General features: G+C 67.3%; 14 protein-coding genes. 11 read left to right on the forward strand and 3 right to left on the reverse strand.

Annotated elements, in window-relative coordinates; genetic code table 11:
- Position 1 precedes the first annotated feature (1 nt).
- The gene (locus tag CG50_RS05360) at positions 2 to 2,428 is read left to right on the forward strand and encodes an ATP-dependent helicase (RefSeq protein WP_036636066.1); all 2,427 of its coding nucleotides are present in this window, start codon (positions 2 to 4) and stop codon (positions 2,426 to 2,428) included.
- Between the two features lie 59 nt (positions 2,429 to 2,487).
- Here CG50_RS05360 and CG50_RS05365 read toward each other — a convergent pair whose 3' ends face one another.
- Positions 2,488 to 3,291 carry a 23S rRNA (adenine(2030)-N(6))-methyltransferase RlmJ gene (locus tag CG50_RS05365; RefSeq protein WP_036636068.1) on the reverse strand — a complete coding sequence of 268 codons (804 nt, stop codon included), beginning with the start codon at positions 3,289 to 3,291 and terminating at the stop codon, positions 2,488 to 2,490.
- A 753-nt stretch (positions 3,292 to 4,044) separates the two neighbouring features.
- Between CG50_RS05365 and CG50_RS05370 the strand changes: the two genes are divergently transcribed.
- Positions 4,045 to 5,097 (forward strand): Mrp/NBP35 family ATP-binding protein, encoded by a 1,053-nt coding sequence (locus CG50_RS05370; protein WP_036636069.1) that lies wholly within the window; start codon positions 4,045 to 4,047, stop codon positions 5,095 to 5,097.
- 37 nt (positions 5,098 to 5,134) lie between these two features.
- Here CG50_RS05370 and CG50_RS05375 read toward each other — a convergent pair whose 3' ends face one another.
- A complete protein-coding gene (locus CG50_RS05375) occupies positions 5,135 to 5,647 on the reverse strand; it encodes a hypothetical protein (protein WP_051909555.1) in 513 nt (170 codons plus the stop codon).
- Between the two features lie 732 nt (positions 5,648 to 6,379).
- Between CG50_RS05375 and mraZ the strand changes: the two genes are divergently transcribed.
- The 8 genes from mraZ to murD all read left to right on the forward strand — a co-directional run bounded on the left by mraZ (position 6,380) and on the right by murD (position 15,896).
- Positions 6,380 to 6,886, forward strand: a complete 507-nt coding sequence (mraZ, locus tag CG50_RS05380) for a division/cell wall cluster transcriptional repressor MraZ (RefSeq protein ID WP_081880293.1) — start codon at positions 6,380 to 6,382, stop codon at positions 6,884 to 6,886.
- Positions 6,883 to 7,902, forward strand: a complete 1,020-nt coding sequence (gene rsmH, locus CG50_RS05385; RefSeq protein WP_051909557.1) for a 16S rRNA (cytosine(1402)-N(4))-methyltransferase RsmH — start codon at positions 6,883 to 6,885, stop codon at positions 7,900 to 7,902. Before mraZ ends, rsmH begins: the two co-directional genes overlap by 4 nt.
- Positions 7,899 to 8,309, forward strand: coding sequence for a cell division protein FtsL (gene ftsL / locus CG50_RS05390; protein ID WP_081880294.1), 411 nt, complete (start codon positions 7,899 to 7,901; stop codon positions 8,307 to 8,309). The genes rsmH and ftsL overlap by 4 nt, the downstream gene beginning before the upstream one ends.
- Complete coding sequence (locus CG50_RS05395) at positions 8,306 to 10,099, forward strand: peptidoglycan D,D-transpeptidase FtsI family protein (RefSeq protein WP_036636072.1); 1,794 nt, start codon at positions 8,306 to 8,308, stop codon at positions 10,097 to 10,099. The genes ftsL and CG50_RS05395 overlap by 4 nt, the downstream gene beginning before the upstream one ends.
- Before the next feature lie 106 nt (positions 10,100 to 10,205).
- Positions 10,206 to 11,693 (forward strand): UDP-N-acetylmuramoyl-L-alanyl-D-glutamate--2,6-diaminopimelate ligase, encoded by a 1,488-nt coding sequence (locus tag CG50_RS05400; RefSeq protein ID WP_036636074.1) that lies wholly within the window; start codon positions 10,206 to 10,208, stop codon positions 11,691 to 11,693.
- Between the two features lie 9 nt (positions 11,694 to 11,702).
- Entirely contained in the window at positions 11,703 to 13,208 is a 1,506-nt protein-coding gene (locus tag CG50_RS05405) for a UDP-N-acetylmuramoyl-tripeptide--D-alanyl-D-alanine ligase (RefSeq protein ID WP_036636076.1), read from the forward strand.
- Positions 13,208 to 14,290: a phospho-N-acetylmuramoyl-pentapeptide-transferase gene (gene mraY, locus CG50_RS05410; RefSeq protein ID WP_036636078.1), complete on the forward strand. Its 1,083-nt coding sequence runs from the start codon at positions 13,208 to 13,210 to the stop codon at positions 14,288 to 14,290. The genes CG50_RS05405 and mraY overlap by 1 nt, the downstream gene beginning before the upstream one ends.
- Before the next feature lie 205 nt (positions 14,291 to 14,495).
- Positions 14,496 to 15,896, forward strand: a complete 1,401-nt coding sequence (gene murD, locus CG50_RS05415; RefSeq protein ID WP_036636080.1) for a UDP-N-acetylmuramoyl-L-alanine--D-glutamate ligase — start codon at positions 14,496 to 14,498, stop codon at positions 15,894 to 15,896.
- Between the two features lie 93 nt (positions 15,897 to 15,989).
- Here the strand turns inward: murD and CG50_RS05420 are convergent, their stop codons facing one another.
- Positions 15,990 to 16,922, reverse strand: a complete 933-nt coding sequence (locus CG50_RS05420) for an L-lactate dehydrogenase (protein ID WP_036636081.1) — start codon at positions 16,920 to 16,922, stop codon at positions 15,990 to 15,992.
- A gap of 202 nt (positions 16,923 to 17,124) precedes the next feature.
- On the opposite strand from CG50_RS05420, the gene CG50_RS05425 reads away from it, so the two are divergent.
- Positions 17,125 to 18,291, forward strand: coding sequence for an FtsW/RodA/SpoVE family cell cycle protein (locus CG50_RS05425; protein ID WP_036636083.1), 1,167 nt, complete (start codon positions 17,125 to 17,127; stop codon positions 18,289 to 18,291).
- Positions 18,292 to 18,300: the final 9 nt, after the last annotated feature.

Here is an 18,300-nt window from a genome sequence, read left to right on the forward strand (position 1 = left end):
CATGAGCGATTATGACGATCAGGACCCTTTCGAGGGCGCACTCAGCCTGTCCCAGCGTGCGATGCAGGCCGCCCGGCCGCGTCCGGCGCCCTATCTCGACGGGCTGAACCCCGAGCAGCGCGCCGCCGTCGAGACGATGGATGGCCCGGTGCTGATGCTGGCGGGTGCCGGCACCGGCAAGACCCGCGCGCTGACCGCGCGGATTGCGCATCTGATCGACACCGGCCGCGCCCGCCCGAACGAGATCCTCGCCGTCACCTTCACCAACAAGGCCGCACGCGAGATGAAGGACCGGGTCGGCGCGCTTCTGGGCGGCGCGATCGAGGGGGTGCCGTGGCTCGGCACCTTCCACTCGGTCTGCGTCAAGCTGCTGCGCCGGCACGCCGAGCTGATCTCGCGCGATCTGCACGGCCGTCCGGGCGATCTGATCGAGGCCCAGCACAGCCAGACGCTGCGGCCGAATTTCACCATCCTCGACACCGACGATCAGATCCGGCTGATGAAACAGCTGATCATCGCCGCCAACATGGACGAGAAGCGCTGGCCCGCGCGCAGCCTTGCGGGCATCATCGACGGCTGGAAGAACCGCGCGCTGACGCCCGAACGTGTGCCCTCGTCCGAGGCCAGCGCCTTCAACAACCGCGGCACCGAGCTTTACGCCCAGTATCAGGACCGGCTGATCACGCTGAACGCCGTCGATTTCGGCGACCTGCTGCTGCATATGGTGACGATCTTCCAGACCCACCCGGATGTGCTGGAAAAGTATCAGCGCTGGTTCCGCTATATCCTCGTCGACGAGTATCAGGACACCAATATCGCGCAATATCTGTGGCTTCGGCTGCTGGCGCAGGGGCATCGCAACATCTGCTGCGTCGGCGATGACGATCAGTCGATCTACGGCTGGCGCGGCGCCGAGGTGGGCAACATCCTGCGCTTCGAGAAGGATTTTCCGGGCGCGAAGGTCATTCGCCTCGAACAGAATTACCGCTCGACCGAGCATATCTTGGCGGCGGCCTCGCGGCTGATCTCGGCGAACGAGGGGCGGCTTGGCAAGACGCTGTGGACCGAGGCGAAGGGCGGCCAGAAGGTGCGCCTGATCGGCCATTGGGATGGCGAGGACGAGGCGCGCTGGATCGGCGAGGAGATCGAGGCGCTGCGCCGCGGCGCGCATGACATCGGGCCGCTGCGGCTGGACGATCAGGCGATTCTGGTGCGTGCCTCGCATCAGATGCGGGCGTTCGAGGACCGTTTCCTGTCGATCGGTCTGCCCTATCGGGTGATCGGCGGCCCGCGGTTCTACGAGCGGTTGGAAATTCGCGACGCGATGGCCTATTTCCGCCTCGCCGTCAGCCCGGAGGACGATCTGGCCTTCGAGCGCGTGGTCAACACGCCGAAGCGGGGGCTGGGCGAGAAGGCGCAGCAGACCATTCAGCGCGTCGCCCGCGAGGCCGGGGTGAGCCTGCTACTGGGCGCGCGCGGCGCGATCCAGCAAGGCGCGATCGGCGGCAAGGGCGCGGCGCGGCTGCGCGAATTCGTCGAGGGCGTGGCGCGCTGGCACGCGGCGGTGCTGGAAGGTCAGGATCACGTGCGTCTGGCCGAGACGATCCTCGAAGAATCCGGCTACACCGAGATGTGGCTCGCCGACAAGACGCCGGAGGCGCCGGGGCGGCTCGAGAACCTCAAGGAACTGGTCAAGGCCCTGGAACAGTTCGAGAATCTGCAAGGGTTCCTGGAACATGTCGCGCTGATCATGGACAATGACAGCGAGGAGGGCGAGGACAAGGTTTCGATCATGACGCTTCATGCGGCGAAGGGGCTGGAGTTTCCGGCGGTCTTCCTGCCCGGCTGGGAGGACGGCCTGTTCCCGAGCCAGCGCGCCATGGACGAGGGCGGCAAGAAGTCTCTGGAGGAAGAGCGTCGCCTTGCCTATGTCGGCATCACCCGCGCCGAGAAGCTGTGCACGATTTCCTTCGCCGGCAACCGCCGGGTCTATGGACAATGGCAATCGCAGATGCCGTCTCGCTTCATCGACGAGCTGCCGGCCGCCGATGTCGAGGTGCTGACCGCGCCGGGACTGTATGGCGGCGGACAATCGGCGGCGGCGGCAAGTTTCGCGGCCTATACCGGCGGCGGGGTCGAGGAACGCGCGACCCATGCGGACGTCTACAATTCGCCCGGCTGGAAGCGGATGCAGGCGCACAGCACCGGCACGGCACCCGCCGCGCATCGCAAGGTCATCACCCTCGACCCGGACGAGATGCCCTTCGGCATCGGCGACCGGGTGTTCAATCAGAAATTCGGTTATGGCGAGGTGATCGAGATCGAGGCCGACACCGTGACCGTCGAATTCGACAAGTCCGGATCGAAGCGGGTGAAGGCCGGGTTCCTCTCGGTCGCACCGTCGCCCACGGACGACGTGCCGTTCTAGCACCGCCGGGTCTGGCGCAGTCGGATCTGGCATGGTCGGGGCGCCCGGGGGCGCCTCGTTCAGGGTTTCAGCTTCGCGAAGAGCTGGCCGAGACGACGCGCCTCGCCTTCGAGGCCCCAGGGCGGGTTCAGCACGAACATCCCCGATCCGGTCATGCCATGCCCCTCGCGCGCGGGCGGGAAGGCCACTTCCGAGATCAGCGCTTCTGGATGGGCGCGGCGCAGGCCGTTGACCATCGCGTGCTGCGCCGGGGCGGAAGCCACGGTCGCCGCGAAGATCGGATACCACAGCGCCACGATGCCGACGTTCCACTTGCGCGCGATCTGACCGATCAGCTTCGGGATTAAATCGTAATCGCTTTTCACTTCCCAGGACGGGTCGATCAGCAGCATTCCGCGCCGTGGGGTGGGCGGCGTCAGCCCGAGCGCCATCTGCAACCCGTCCTTGTGATGCAGGATGCCACCGAATGCCGCAAGATTATGCTGCAGTGCAGCAAATTCCTGCGGGTGCAATTCGCAAAGTTGAATCGCGTCGATCGGGCGCAGCAGGTTCGCCGCGACGAGGGGCGAACCCGGATAGGCCGCGGGCCCATGCGCGCGCCGCACCGCGGCAAGGGCGCGCATGTAGGGGTGTTCGGGCGAAAACCAGTTCAGCCGCTCGATCCGCTGGATGCCGGCGGCGGCCTCCCCGGTCTTGCGCGCCTCCTCCGCGTTCAGCGCATAAAGCCCGCGTCCCGCATGAGTTTCCATGTAGGTCAAGGGCTTGTCCTTGCGCGTCAGGTAATCGAGCATCGTCGCCAGCAGCGCGTGCTTGTGCACATCGGCCAGATTCCCGGCGTGATAGATATGCTGATAGGACAACATGGCAGGCCCTCCGTTCGCCGTCTGAATGCCGTTCGCTGCGGCTGCACGCAAGCCCGGAAACGGCGGCTGCGGCACGTCACTGTGTATCAGGGAGCTGGAAATGAAAACGGCGGCGCCCGGGGAGGAGGAGGGGCACCGCCGTTTCTAACCTCGGCCCGAGGGAGGAGGAAGGGCCTTGGTATAGCTGGCGCCACTCAGGGAGGAGGAGGAGCGACGCCATCGCCAAAGGTCAAGGGAGGAGGAGTGACCTTCGGTATTCTGTGCCGATAGGCGAAGCGCGGCGGTCCCGGGGAGGAGGAGAGGGACCGCCGCCTTCTCTACGAGCGCCCTCAGGGAGGAGGAGGAGGGCTTTCGCATCGGCTTCCGGCAAATGAGGCCGGTATATAGGGTGGCGGTGCCCTCAGGGAGGAGGAGGAAGGCACCGCCGATATCCGAGGCTCAGGGAGGAGGAGGAGCCTCAGGAACTTAATGTCGTCGCGGTTTCGAACCCGCTTCACCGTGTCGGTTTCCCGTTTCGGTAAGGACAAGATGACCGCGATGCTGCAGTTGCACAATAGCGCGGAGGCTCAATTCTGCCATGCAGCAAACGCATAACAATGACCGACCTAATTTCAGGCAGGATTCTGATAGAAAATTGCGCGGCGTTCAAAAAACATGCGCCGTGAAGACGGGTTGTGGCGATTCATCTCTCGCCGGCCCTTGAAGTCCTTGGCAAAAAGGCCACAGTCCCGCGCAAATCGTGCGGAGAGAGAGATGGCTCTGAACAAGGAAACGGTGCTTGAGGCGCTGAAAAAGGCGGTCGGGGATTCGGGGCAGGATCCGGTGAGCCGGAATCTGGTCCATGCGCTGGCTGTCGAGGCGGGCGTGGTGCGCTTCGTTCTGGAAGGTGCGCCGGCGGCCGAGCTGCAGGCGATGCGCCCGGCGCTGGAACGGGCGGTGCGCGCGCTCGGCGCCGAGCAGGTGACCATCGTGGTTCCCGCCGCCTCGGGGTCGGAGCCGCCGAAATTCGGCAAGCATCCGACGCCGCAGGCCGGCCCCACCCGGGTCGAGGGCGTGCGTCACGTCATCGCCGTGGGCTCGGGCAAGGGGGGCGTGGGCAAATCGACGGTCTCGGCGAACCTCGCGGTGGCGCTGTCGCGCCTCGGCAAGAAGGTCGGGCTGCTCGACGCCGACATCTACGGGCCGAGCCAGCCGCGCATGATGGGCATCAACCGCCGTCCGGCCTCGCCCGACGGGCAGACCATCATCCCGCTCGAGTCGCATGGCGTCACGCTGATGTCGGTGGGCTTCATGCTGCGCGAGGACGAGGCGGTGATCTGGCGCGGCCCGATGCTGATGGGCGCGATGCAGCAGATGCTGAACCAGGTCGACTGGGACATTCACGGCCCGCTCGACGTTCTCATCATCGACCTGCCGCCGGGGACGGGCGACGTGCAGCTCTCGCTGTGCCAGAAGACCGAGCTCGACGGGGCGATCATCGTCTCGACGCCGCAGGATGTGGCGCTGCTCGATGCGCGCAAGGCGATCGACATGTTCCGTCGGCTGAAGACGCCGGTTCTCGGACTGATCGAGAACATGTCGACCTATATCTGCCCGAACTGCGGTCATGAGGCGCATCTGTTCGGTCATGGCGGGGTCGAGGCCGAGGCGAAGGCGCTGGATCTGCCGTTCCTCGGTGCGCTGCCGCTCGATCTCGATGTGCGGCTGGCGGGCGATGCCGGCACGCCGATCGCGGCGGGCGAGGGGCCGGCCGCGGGTGCCTATGCGAAGCTCGCGCAGGATCTGATTGCACGCGGTCTCGTCTGAGGTGTGAAACGGGGCGCCGTCGGGCGCCCCGTTTCATTCAGCGTGCGCAGCGCCGGAGCGCCGGCAGATGACGCTGTTGCGAGGCGTCTCGCAGCGCGGTGAATACCCGCGTGACCTCGGGGTAATTCACGACCTTGGGCAGCAGATCCTTGTCGTAAAGATCCGCATTCGCGACCTCGGCCGCGACGCCGGCCGCACAGGCGGCCTGCCGCGTGGCAGGCGCCTCGGGGCGCGGTTTCGTGCCGTCGAGCCAGCCGTTCGCCGGAATAGGCGTGCCCGAGGCGCGCAGCAGGTCTTTCAGCATCTCCTGATGTCGGCGCTCGGCGCGGATGATGTTGGTGAAGGGGCGTTGCTCGCCAAACGCGGCGATGGCGACGCTGTAGAGCGCCTCGGCCTGGTATTCGTCATCGAGGGCGCGCTCGATCGCGTCGGTGACGGGCTGCGGATAGCGCGCCGCCGACGCGGCGCCGGGCAGGCCGAGCAGAACGGCGGCGACAACGAGGGACAGGCGGCTGAGGGGCAGGCGGCTGAGGGGCGGGGGGGTCTTCATGGCGGTCTCCTGTGAAACGCTCCGGTTGCCGGAGTTCACATATGGAACGGTGAATGTATCTGGTTCCGTCGCCCGGGCAAAAACTTTCGGGTCCTTCCGAAAGAGACCGGGCCCGCGAGGGATGGGCATGGGAATTCGCCCCACCCCTGTCGGACGGCGCCCCGTCCTCGCCGCGAATCACTTGCGCGTGAGGCGGAGTCCGCCCGTTGTCGCCCACTCTTGCCTGTGACTTTCGGGCCGCATTTGGGGGCGGAACCGGGTTCATTCCGGGAATTCATGGGCGAAGTTTCGGGATCTTCCGGACCTCTACATCTGGTGGGTATCGTTGCAGTGTTCCGCTATAATTTCGCCGATCCTGTGGATAAGGGCACCATCTGTGGTGCCGGGCGAAGGGGTTGTCCCAGATGATGGGGTGGAAAATCCCATTGGGTGGGGAGAAATCCCTTGCTTTCCCGCGGGGGCTTATGGCATCACTGGCTCATCGGGAAGATGGGAACGAGGCGAAAAGACCTCACGCGGAAAAGAGCAGTTTCATACAGGCACCCACTTCACGAAGAAAAAGATCCGGCGCGCGAGCGAGCAGACATCCCCCAAGGTGGCGTGCGCAGTCGGACAGCCCCAGAGATGGGAACGAGGGCGGCGGATCGGGCAGTGGCAGCAGCCCGATCCGCCGTTTTCATATCCGGCCCCCAGGGTCGGCAAACGTGGTGACGGGACAGGAGAACGCCAGCCTTGGCACGGCGGTTCAGAGGTTCGGAGACGTATCGGATGGACGCGAAGGGTCGCGTTTCCATCCCCGCCCCGTTCCGCCGCGTGATTGAGGCCGGCGATCCCGACTGGAGCCCGGACAAACGCCCCAACATCGTCATCGTCTACGGCGGACCCGAGCGGAACTGGCTCGAGGTCTACACGATGGAAGCCGTCTACGAGATTGACGAACAGATCGACATGATGCAGCGCGGCACCCAGGAGCGCGCCGAGATCGAGGAGCTGATGTATGCGCAGTCGCATCAGACCGAGATCGACCCGGACGGGCGTCTGGTGCTGCCGCAGAAACTGCGCGAGAAGATCGGCCTGAAATCGGACGTCTATTTCGCCTCGGCCGGCACCTCGTTCCGGATCTGGGACCCCGAGACCTATGCGGCCGAACAGGCCTCTGTTGCGGCAGAGCGCGCCCAGACCCGGCCGCCGCATTACGACCCTCTCATCAACCTGCCGAAACTTGGAGGCAGCCAGTGACAGCTTCCGCCCCCCACATTCCCGTTTTGCTGCGGCCGCTCCTCGAAGCGGTCGCGCCTGTCTCTGGGGTATGGCTTGACGGCACCTTCGGCGCCGGCGGCTACAGCCGCGGGTTGCTGGCGGCGGGCGCCGATACGGTGATCGGCGTCGACCGCGATCCGCTGGCCTTCGAGATGGCCGCCCCCTGGCGCGGCGAGTATGGCGACCGTCTGGTGCTGGTCGAAGGCACCTTCTCCGAACTCGATACCTACGCGGCCGAGGTCGCGCCGGGTGGCCTCGACGGGGTGGTGCTGGACCTCGGCGTGTCCTCGATGCAGCTCGACCGGGCGGAGCGCGGCTTTTCCTTCATGAAGGACGGCCCCCTCGACATGCGCATGTCGCAAGATGGCGTGTCGGCGGCCGACATCGTGAACCACGCGGGCGAGGGCGAGATCGCCGATATCCTCTATCATTACGGCGAGGAGCGCGCCTCGCGCCGGATCGCGCGCGCCATCGCCGAGGCGCGCAAGACCGCGCCTTTCGAGACCACCCGCCAGCTCGTGCAGGTGATCGAACGGTGCCTGCCGCGCCCGAAGCCCGGGCAGAGCCATCCGGCCACGCGCTCGTTCCAGGCGCTGCGCATCGCGGTCAATGACGAGTTCGGCCAGCTTGCCGCCGGGCTTGAGGCCGCCGAGCGCGCGCTGAAACCCGGTGGGCGGCTCGCGGTCGTCACCTTCCATTCGCTGGAGGACCGGGTGGTGAAGCGCTTCTTCCAGGAGCGTTCCGGCCGGCGCGGCGGCGGCTCTCGCTATGCGCCCGCGCAGGCGAGCGAGGCACCGGCCTTCGACCTTCTCACCCGCAAGCCCGTCGGCCCCGATGAGCGCGAACTGGCCGAGAATCCGCGCTCGCGTTCGGCGCTCTTGCGCGTCGCGGTGCGCACCGATACCCCGGCCGGGTCGGCGGACCGGGCGGCCCTCGGGCTGCCGGCGCCCGCCCTGTCCGAGTATCATCCCCCTGTCACGGGACGCGCCCGATGAGAACGATCCTTTATCTTGCCACCGCGCTGTGCGTGATGGGGCTCGCGTTCTGGGCCTATCACGTCAATTACGCGACGCAGGACCGCCAGTCCGAGCTGCGCAGGATCAAGGTCGAGATCGCCACCTTGCAGGAGGGCCTTGGCGTGCTGAACGCCGAATGGGCCTATCTGAACCGCCCCGACCGGCTGCGGGCGCTGGCCAATCTGAACTTCGGCAAGCTCGGTCTGCTGCCGCTCGCCCCCGAGCAGTTCGGCACCGTGTCGCAGATCGCTTACCCCGATCCCGACGCCCCCGCGCCCGATGAGAACACCGCCCCGGTTCTGGCCGGGGTGAAGCCGGTCAATGTGCTTACCAACGTGCCGCAACCCCTCGACGACGGTCCGACCCGGCTGGAGGAAGTGCCATGATCCGCACCCCCCTGCGCCCGCTGCCGCGCATCCTCGACGCCCGCGCCCGCGGCGAGAATCCCGATGCGATCGAGAAGGAAAACATCCGCATCCGCGGCGAGCAGATGCGCGACCGCACCCGCAACTCGGCCTCGGTGCGGCTGCTGCTGCTGGGGGGCATGTTTCTGGTGGCCTTCGTCACGATCTGCGTGCGCATGGGGATGATCGCCGGTGCCGAACCGCAGGAGCCGCAGGCCGCCGATACCGCGCCCGCGATCCTCGCGCAGCGCGCCGACATCACCGACCGCGAGGGCCGGGTGCTGGCGACGAACCTCGTCACCCATGCGCTTTACGCCCAACCGCCGATGATGATCGACCCGATCAACTGTGCGCGCAAGCTGGTCAAGATCTTCCCGGATCTGAATTATGACAGGCTCGTCAAGGACTTCACCGGCGGGCGCAAGTTCGTCTGGATCAAGAAGACGATCAGCCCCGAGCAGATGCAGGCCGTCCATGACATCGGCGACCCGGGCCTTATGTTCGGCCCGCGCGAGATGCGGCTTTACCCCAACGGCACGCTCGCCGCGCATGTGCTGGGCGGCACCCGCTTCGGCGCCGAGGGCGTGAACTCGGCCGAGATCGTCGGCGTCGCCGGCGTCGAGAAGGCCTTCGACGGCTGGTTGCGCGATCCGGCGAACAAGGGTGCGCCCCTGCAACTGTCGGTCGATCTGACCATTCAGGCCGCGGTCGAGGATATCCTGTCGGGCGGCATGACGGTGATGAAGGCCAAGGGCGCCTCGGCCATCGTGATGGATGTGCACACCGGCGAGATCGTGGCGATGGCCTCGCTGCCCGATTTCGACCCGAACCACCGCCCGTCGCCGCTGACCAAGGGCGATGCCTCGGACAGCCCGCTGTTCAACCGCGCGGTGCAGGGCGTTTACGAACTCGGCTCCACCTTCAAGCCCTTCGCCGTGGCGCAGGCGATGCAGCTCGGTCTGGTGTCGCCGACCACGGTTCTCGATACCACGCCCTTCAAGATGGGGCGGTTCTGGATCAAGGACTTCCACAATTACGGCGCGCGGCTGTCGACGACCGAGATCCTGGTGAACTCGTCGAACATCGGCACGGCGCGGATCGTGCAGCTGATCGGGCCGGACCGTCAGAAGGCGTTCCTGACCCGTCTGGGTTTTCTCGCGCCGACCCCGGTCGAGCTGACCGAGGCGCCGACCGGCCGCCCCATCGTGCCGGCCCGCTGGTCCGAGATTTCCTCGATGACCATCGGTTACGGTCACGGTCTGTCGGCCTCGCCGCTGCATCTGGCCTCGGCCTATGCGACCATCGCGAACGGCGGCCGTCTGGTGCGCCCGACGCTGGTGCATGACGAGAAACACGCTCCCGGCGAGCAGGTGATGTCCGAGGACGTCTCGAAGAAGCTTCTGGCGATGATGCGCGCCGTTGTGACGCGCGGCACCGCGTCCTTCGCCAACGTCAAGGGCTACGAGGTCGCCGGCAAGACCGGCACCGCCGACAAGGTGAAGCCGACGGGCGGCTACTATGACAACAAGGTCATGGCGACCTTCGCGGGCGTCTTCCCGGTGACCGATCCGAAATACGTTCTGGTGCTGAGCCTCGACGAGCCCTCGACCTTCGTCGCGGGCGAGGACCGGCGCACCGCCGGCTGGACCGCGGTTCCCGTCGCGGCCGAGCTGATCCGCCGCATCGCGCCGCTTCTGGGGCTGCGCCCGCAAGACACCGAGCCCGATGTCCTCGACGGTATCCAGCTGACCCGCGCCAAGAAGACCGGCTGAGCGGCACGAAGAACTGGCGCGGGGGGCGGATCCCCCTCCGCGTGCGCGTTGACGCCCCGAGGGGCATGGCCGTAAAAGGCGCCGAACCGACGAACGAGGCAGGCAAATGGGCGATACCGTCACCAAGACTCTGGGCGAGCTGGGCCTGACGGCCCGGCGCGGGGGCGATCTGCGCATCACCGGGCTTTCGGTCGACTCGCGGCTGGTGCAGCCGGGGCATCTGTTCGCCGCGCTGCCAGGCGTCAAGGCGCATGGCGCGGCTTTCGCCGGGATCGCGCTCGACAAGGGCGCCGTCGCGATCCTGACCGACCGCGCCGGCGAGGAGATCGTTTCGCCGCTTCTGGCCGGGCGCGATATCGCGCTGGTGGTGGTCGAGGATCCGCGCCAGAGCCTCGCCTGTGCCGCGGCACTGTGGTTCGGCCGCCAGCCCGAAACCGTGGTCGCGGTGACCGGCACCAATGGCAAGACCTCGGTCGCGACTTTCACCCGCCAGCTGTGGCAGCTGATGGGGATCGAGGCGGCGAACATCGGCACCACCGGGGTCGAGGGCAGCTTCACCGCGCCCTCTCCCAACACCACGCCCGAGCCGATCACGCTGCAACGTCTGCTCGCCGAGATGGCGGCCGGGGGCGTCGATCACGCGGCGATGGAGGCCTCCTCGCACGGGCTCGCGCAGCGTCGTCTGGATGGCGTGTTGCTCAAGGCCGCGGCCTTCACCAATTTCACCCAAGACCACCTCGATTATCACGCGACGTTCGAGGAATATTTCGCCGCCAAGGCGGGTCTGTTCAACCGCGTGCTGCCCGAAGACGGGGTGGCGGTGCTGAACATCGACGATCCGAAGGGGCGAGAGCTCGTCGGCATCTGCACCGCGCGCGGCCAGACGGTGATCCGCGTCGGCACCTCGGCCGAGGCCGAGATGCGCCTGCTGAACGAGCGCTTCGATGCCTCGGGGCAGGATGTGCGGTTCTCGTGGATGGGCACGACGCATCTGGTGCGCCTCGCGCTGATCGGCGGGTTCCAGTCGATGAACGCGCTGACCGCGGCGGCGCTGGTCATCGCCTCGGGCTCGGAGGCGGAGGCGGTCTTCGCCGCGCTGCCGGGGCTGAGCACGGTGCGCGGCCGGATGCAGCTTGCCGCGACGCGCGAGAACGGTGCCACCGTCTTCGTCGATTACGCCCATACCCCCGATGCGGTCGAGACCGCGCTGAAGGCGCTGCGCCCGCATGTGATGGGCCATATCGTCGCCATCGTCGGCGCGGGCGGCGACCGCGACCGCACCAAGCGCCCGCTGATGGGGCGCGCCGCGACCGAATTCGCCGATCATGTCATCGTCACCGACGACAACCCGCGCTCCGAGGATCCCGCCTCGATCCGGCGCGCGGTTCTCGAAGGCGCGGGCCCCGAGGCGGTAGAGGTCGGCGACCGCGCCGAGGCGATCTTGCGCGGCGTCGACATGCTCGGGCCGGGCGATGCGCTTCTGGTGATGGGCAAGGGCCACGAGCGCGGCCAGGTCATCGGCACCGATGTCTTCCCCTTCGACGATGCCGAGCAGGCCTCGATCGCGGTCGCCGCGCTCGACGGCCGGATCTGAGGACCGACCATGACCATCCTGTGGACATCCGAAACCGCGGCCCATGCCACCGGCGGGCGCGCGACGCGTCCGTTCGAGTTGACGGGTCTGTCGATCGACACCCGCTCCATCGGCAAGGGCGAGCTGTTCGTCGCGCTGCGCGACGTGCGCGACGGCCATGATTTCGTGCGCGATGCGCTCGACAAGGGCGCCGCGGCGGCGCTGGTCAGCCGCATCCCCGAGGGCTGCACCGAGGCCGACCCGCTGCTGATCGTGCCCGATGTTCTGACGGCGCTGCAAGATCTCGGCCGGGCCGGGCGGGCGCGCGCACGCGCCAAGGTGATCGCGGTCACCGGTTCCGTCGGCAAGACCTCGACCAAGGAGATGCTGCGTGCCGTGCTCTCGGCGCAGGGCAGCGTCCATGCCGCCGAGGCCTCGTTCAACAACCAGTGGGGCGTGCCGATCACGCTGGCGCGGATGCCGGCCGATGTCGATTTCGCGGTGATCGAGATCGGCATGAACCACGCGGGCGAGATCGCGCCGCTGACCCGGCTGGCGCGGCCGCATGTGGCGATGATCACCACCGTCGCGGCCGCGCATCTCGAGGCTTTCGGCTCGCTCGAGGGGATCGCGCATGAGAAGGCCTCGATCTTCGAGGGGCTTGAGCCCGGCGGCGTTGCGGTGGTGCCCGAGGGGCTCGGCGTGACGCCGATCCTTCTGGCGGCGGCGCGGGCCCATGCCGCGAAGGTGCTGACCTTCGGCGAGGACAAGGGCTGCGATTACCGGATGTTGTCGGCGCGGGTGGTGGGCGATGTGACCATCGTGAAGGCCGAGACGATGATGCCCGCCCCGGCGCTGACGCGCGCGGGCACGGTGCCGTTGCGTCCGCTGCGCCGCAAGACGCTGCTGTTCAAGGTGATGTCGCCGGGGCGGCATTTCGCGCTGAACGGGTTGGGCGTGCTGGCGGTGACCGAGGCGGTGGGGGCGGACCCGTCCGTCGCGGCCCTCGACATGGCGCGCTGGCAGCCGCCGGCCGGTCGCGGCGCGCGCCAGCGGATCTATCTCGACATTCTCGACGAGCATCAGAGCTTCGATCTGTTCGACGACGCCTTCAACGCCAACCCGACCTCGCTTGCCGCCGCGCTTGAGGTTCTGGCAGGCGCCGAGACCCGCGACGGCGTGGGCCGGGTGCGGCGCGGCCGCCGGGTGGCGATCCTGGGCGACATGCTCGAACTCGGCCCGGACGAGATCGCACTGCACGAAGCCGTGGCGAGGCTGCCCGCGATGGCGAAGGTGGACCTCGTGCATTGCGTCGGCCCGAGGATGCGCGCGCTGTGGCAGGCGCTGCCGCAGGAGAAGCGCGGCGAATGGTACGAAACCGCGCCCGAGATGGTGGCGCGCGCGCAGCATCTGGTCGATGCGGGCGATGTGGTTCTGGTGAAGGGCTCGAAAGGGTCGAAGGTCAGTCTCGTGGTTGACGCCCTGAAGAAACTGGGGCAACCCGACGCGGCCGAATTGTTCAGGGGAAAAGACTGATGCTGTATTGGCTCGCCGATTTCGCGGATGGCGGGGGGGTCTTCAACCTCTTTCGCTACATCACCTTCCGGGCGGGTGCGGCGTTCTTCACCGCGCTGATCTTCGGCTTCCTGTTCGGCCGGCCGCTGATCGACTGGCTGCGGGTGCATCAGGGCAAGGGTCAGCCGATCCGCGCCGACGGGCCGCAGACTCATCTGGCGAAGGCGGGCACCCCGACGATGGGGGGGTTGCTGATCCTCGCCGCGATGGGGGTGTCGACGCTTCTGTGGGCGCGGCTCGACAACGGTTACATCTGGATCGTGATGGCGGTGACCTATGGCTATGCGCTGATCGGTTTCGCCGATGACTATGCCAAGGTGACCAAGCAGAACGTCAAGGGCGTGAGCTCGCGCACGCGGATGCTGCTCGGTCTGGCGCTCGCGGCGCTCGCGGCGCTCGCCACCGCCTGGGTGCAGCCGAGCGAGCTGCGTTTCGGCCTCGCGCTGCCGGTGCTGAAGGATGCGATCGTCAACCTCGGCTGGTTTTTCGTGCCCTTCGCGATGGTGGTGATCGTGGGCACGGCGAATGCGGTCAACCTGACCGACGGTCTCGACGGGCTGGCGATCGTGCCGGTGATGATCGCGGCCGCGACCTTCGGCGCGATCTCCTATGTGGTGGGGCGGGTCGATTACACGTCTTATCTCGGCGTGTCCTTCGTTCCGGGCACGGGCGAGCTGATCGTGTTCTGCTCGGCGCTGATCGGGGCGGGGCTCGGCTTCCTGTGGTACAACGCGCCGCCCGCGGCGGTGTTCATGGGCGATACCGGGTCTCTGGCCCTTGGCGGCGCGCTCGGCGCGATCGCGGTCTGCACCAAGCACGAGCTTGTTCTGGTGATCGTCGGCGGCCTGTTCGTGGTCGAGGCGCTCTCGGTCATCATTCAGGTCGGTTACTTCAAGATGACCGGCAAGCGGGTGTTCCTGATGGCGCCGATCCACCACCACTTCGAGAAGAAGGGCTGGGGCGAGGCACAGGTGGTGATCCGGTTCTGGATCATCTCGATGGTGCTGGCGCTCATCGGTCTGGCGACGCTGAAGATCCGCTGATTTCTGGCGGGTTTCCTTGCGGATGGGGAGAAGGGGGGCTGTCTGCCCCCCTCTTTCGTTCGTGCCGAACGAAATTCACCCCCCGAGGATATTTATGGAAAGCCGAAAGCGGGAAAGTCAGGAAAACCCTTTCCCTTTCGGCTTTCCACAAATATCCCACGGGGGTGCGGGGGTGTGAAACCCCCGCCTGCGACATGAGGGCAAGATGATTCCGGTTCAGGGCTATGCAGGTCACAAGGTGGCCGTTCTGGGGCTCGGTCGGTCGGGGCTGGCGACGGCCGCGGCGCTGAAGGCGGGAGGGGCGGAGCCCGTCCTGTGGGACGACAGCCCCGAGGCGCGCGCGCACGCCGAGGCCGAGGGCTGGGCCTGCACCGATCTCGGCCGCGAAGGCGCGTTCGAGGGGATCGCGGCGCTCATCACCTCGCCGGGGATCCCGCATCTTTATCCGCAGCCGCATCGCATCATTGCGAAGGCCATGGCCGAGGGCATTCCGGTCGACAATGACATCGGGTTGTTCTTCCGCTCCTGGGCGACGCATGAGTGGGACGATTTCGAGACCATGCCGCGCACGGTCTGCGTCACCGGCTCGAACGGCAAGTCGACCACCACGGCGCTGATCCGTCATATCGTCGAACACGCCGGCCGGCCGGTGCAGATGGGCGGCAACATCGGCGTCGGCGTTCTGGCGCTGGAACCGGCGCGGGACGGCGAGGTGGTGGTGCTGGAACTGTCGAGCTACCAGACCGATCTCGCCCGCGCGCTGACGCCCGACATCGCGGTGTTCACCAACCTTTCGCCCGATCACCTCGACCGGCATTCGGGTTACGGCGGCTATTTCGCCGCCAAGCGCCGGCTGTTCGCCGAGGGCGGGCCGGACCGCGCGATCATCGGCGTCGATGAGAAGGAAGGCGTCTATCTGGCGAACCAGATGGCGTCCTCGCGCGAGGATGACCGGGTGATCCGCATCTCGTCCGAGCAGAAGCTCGGCGACTTCGGCTGGTCGGTCTTCGCGCGCAAGGGGTTCCTCGCGGAATGGCGCAAGGGCCGGCAGATCGCTTCGATCGACCTGCGCGAGGTGAAGGGGCTGCCGGGCGCGCACAACCATCAGAACGCCTGCGCGGCCTATGCGGCGGCGCGCTGCCTCGGGATCGCGCCGAAGGTGATCGAGGAGGCGTTCCACAGTTTCGCCGGGCTGCCGCACCGCTCGCAGACCGTCGCGGTCAGGAAAGGCGTGCGCTACGTCAACGACTCGAAGGCGACGAATGTCGATTCCGCCGCGAAGGCGCTTCAGGCTTTCGACAACATCCGCTGGATCGCCGGAGGCCTGGGCAAGGAAGGCGGCGTGTCCTTCCTGAAGCCGTTCCTCGGCACGGTGAAGAAGGCCTATTTCATCGGTCATTCGGGGCGCGATTTCGCGCTGGAGCTTGAAGGGCTGAATCACGAGATCTGCGAGACGATGGAACGCGCGGTGGCGCGCGCGGCCGAAGAGGCGGAGCCGGGCGATACCGTGCTGCTCGCCCCCGCGGCGGCGAGTTTCGATCAATACAAGAGTTTCGAGAAACGCGGCGATCATTTCGCCGCGCTGGTGGCGGCGCTGCCGGACTAGGGCAGGCGGGGCCGGTTTCGTCTCGGGACCGCCGGGCAGGGGACTGCCCGGCGGTTTTTCGTCCGGGGGACGCCGCGCGCCGGCGGCCCTCGCTCAGCCCACCACCCCTTTCGCGGCGTCTCGCAGGATTTCGGCCGAGCGTTCGAGCGCGCGCGCCTCTGCCGCGTCGAGGTCCGGGGCGAGGGTGGTCAGCACCCCCTCGCGGCCGATCACCCGGGGCAGGCTGAGCGCCACGTTGCGCACCGATCCCACCGCTTCGGTCAGGATCGAGCATGACAGCACCGCGCGCTGATCGTCGCGGATCGCCTGCACGATGCGGGCAAGGCCCGCGCCGATGCCGAACCATGTCGCGCCCTTGCCGGCGATGATGCGATAGGCGGCGCGGCGCACGCCGTCGTCGATGCGCGCGCGGGCGGCCTCGGTCAGCGGCTGTCCGATGCGGGTGCCGAAATGCGCCACCGTCTCGGTCCCGGCGCGGGCCGAGGACCAGACCAGAACTTCGCTGTCGCCATGCTCGCCCAGCACATGGGCGTGAACCGATTGCGCCGCGATCCCCAGATGCTCGCCGATCAGGGTGCGGAACCGCGCCGTGTCGAGGATCGTGCCCGAGCCGATCACCCGCCCGGGCGCCAGCCCCGAGGCGGTGAGCGTGACCTCTGTCATGATATCGACCGGGTTCGAGGCGACGAGCAGGATCGCCCCCGGCGCCACGGCGCGCACCTGGCCGATCACCTCGCGGAACACGTCGGCATTGCGCCCGAGCAGGCTCAACCGGCTTTCGCCCGGCCGTTGCGGCACGCCGCAGGCGAGGATCACCACCACCGCGTCTTCAAGCATCGCGTAATCGCCCGCGAGCAGCCGGCACGGATGGGCAAAGGGCACGGCGTGGGCGATGTCCTCAGCCTGGGCGCGGGCAAGTTCCGGCTTGTGATCGACCATGACGATCTCGCTCGCTCCGCCCAGAAGGGCGATGGCATAGCCTGCGGCCGAGCCGACCATGCCCGACCCGACGATTCCGATTCTCATCCCCGCCTCCGTTCGCTGATCCGTTCAGGATGGCACGATCCCGCTCAACGATCAGTGAATTCCTGCAGGGCAGGCACGGTTTTCGCCCCGATGCCCGCTGCGGGGCGGCGCGCCCGCTCTAGGCAGCGGCGGGGCTTTGCGGTAAGCTGTGCGTCAGACCCGGAAAACGGGCGTGTTCGAGGCAGTATCGGCGGTATAGACCATGACAGAGATGGTGTTCGGCTCCGGCACGTCGCGGACCGGGGAACCGGTGCTTCCGCGCTGGTGGCGGACGATCGACAAATGGGCGCTTTCGGCGATCCTGATGCTGTTCGGCATCGGGCTGCTCCTGGGCCTCGCGGCTTCGGTGCCGCTGGCCGAGCGCAACGGCCTCGAACCGTTTTACTATGTCAAGCGTCAGGCGCTGTTCGGGGTCATCGCGCTGGTGACGATGCTGGGGCTGTCGATCCTCAACCCGGTGCAGATCCGCCGAATCGGTGTGCTGGGCTGCATCATCTCGTTCGTGTCGCTGCTGTTGCTGCCGTTTCTCGGCACAGACTTCGGCAAGGGCGCGGTGCGGTGGTTCTCGCTCGGTTTCGCCTCGTTCCAGCCGTCGGAGTTTCTGAAACCCTGCCTCGTGGTGTTCAGCGCCTGGCTGATGGCGGCGGCGCATGAGGCGGCAGGCCCGCCCGGACGGCTTTACTCATTCGTCCTGACCGCGGCGATTGTGGTGCTTCTGGCGCTGCAGCCGGACTTCGGTCAGGCCTCGCTGGTGCTGTTCGCCTGGATGGTGATGTATTTCGTCTCGGGCGCGCCGGTGGTGCTGCTCGGTTCGGTCGCGGGTCTGACCGCGATGGGCGCGGTTTTCGCCTACAACACCTCGGAGCATTTCGCGCGCCGCATCAACGGTTTCATGTCGACCGAGATCGACCCGCGCACGCAGATCGGCTACGCCACCAACGCCATTCAGGAAGGCGGCTTCTTCGGCGTCGGCGTCGGCGAGGGCACGGTCAAATGGTCGCTGCCGGACGCCCATACCGACTTCATCATCGCCGTCGCGGCCGAGGAATACGGCCTTGCGCTGGTGATGCTGATCGTGACGCTTTACGCGGTGGTCGTCGTGCGCTCGCTTCTGCGGCTGATGAGCGAGCGCGACCCGTTCACCCGGCTTGCCGGGGCGGGGCTTGCGTGTTCGTTCGGGGTGCAGGCGCTCATCAACATGGGGGTGGCGGTTCGGCTGCTGCCCGCGAAGGGCATGACGCTGCCCTTCATCAGCTATGGCGGCTCCTCGGTGATCGCCTCGGGGATCACGCTCGGCTTCCTGCTGGCGCTGACCCGGACGCGGCCGCAGGGGCGGATTTCGGAAATCCTCGCCCGGCGTGGCGAGTAAGGGGGCAAA

It is taken from the genome of Paenirhodobacter enshiensis (assembly GCF_000740785.1).
Taxonomy (GTDB): Bacteria; Pseudomonadota; Alphaproteobacteria; order Rhodobacterales; family Rhodobacteraceae; genus Rhodobacter; species Rhodobacter enshiensis.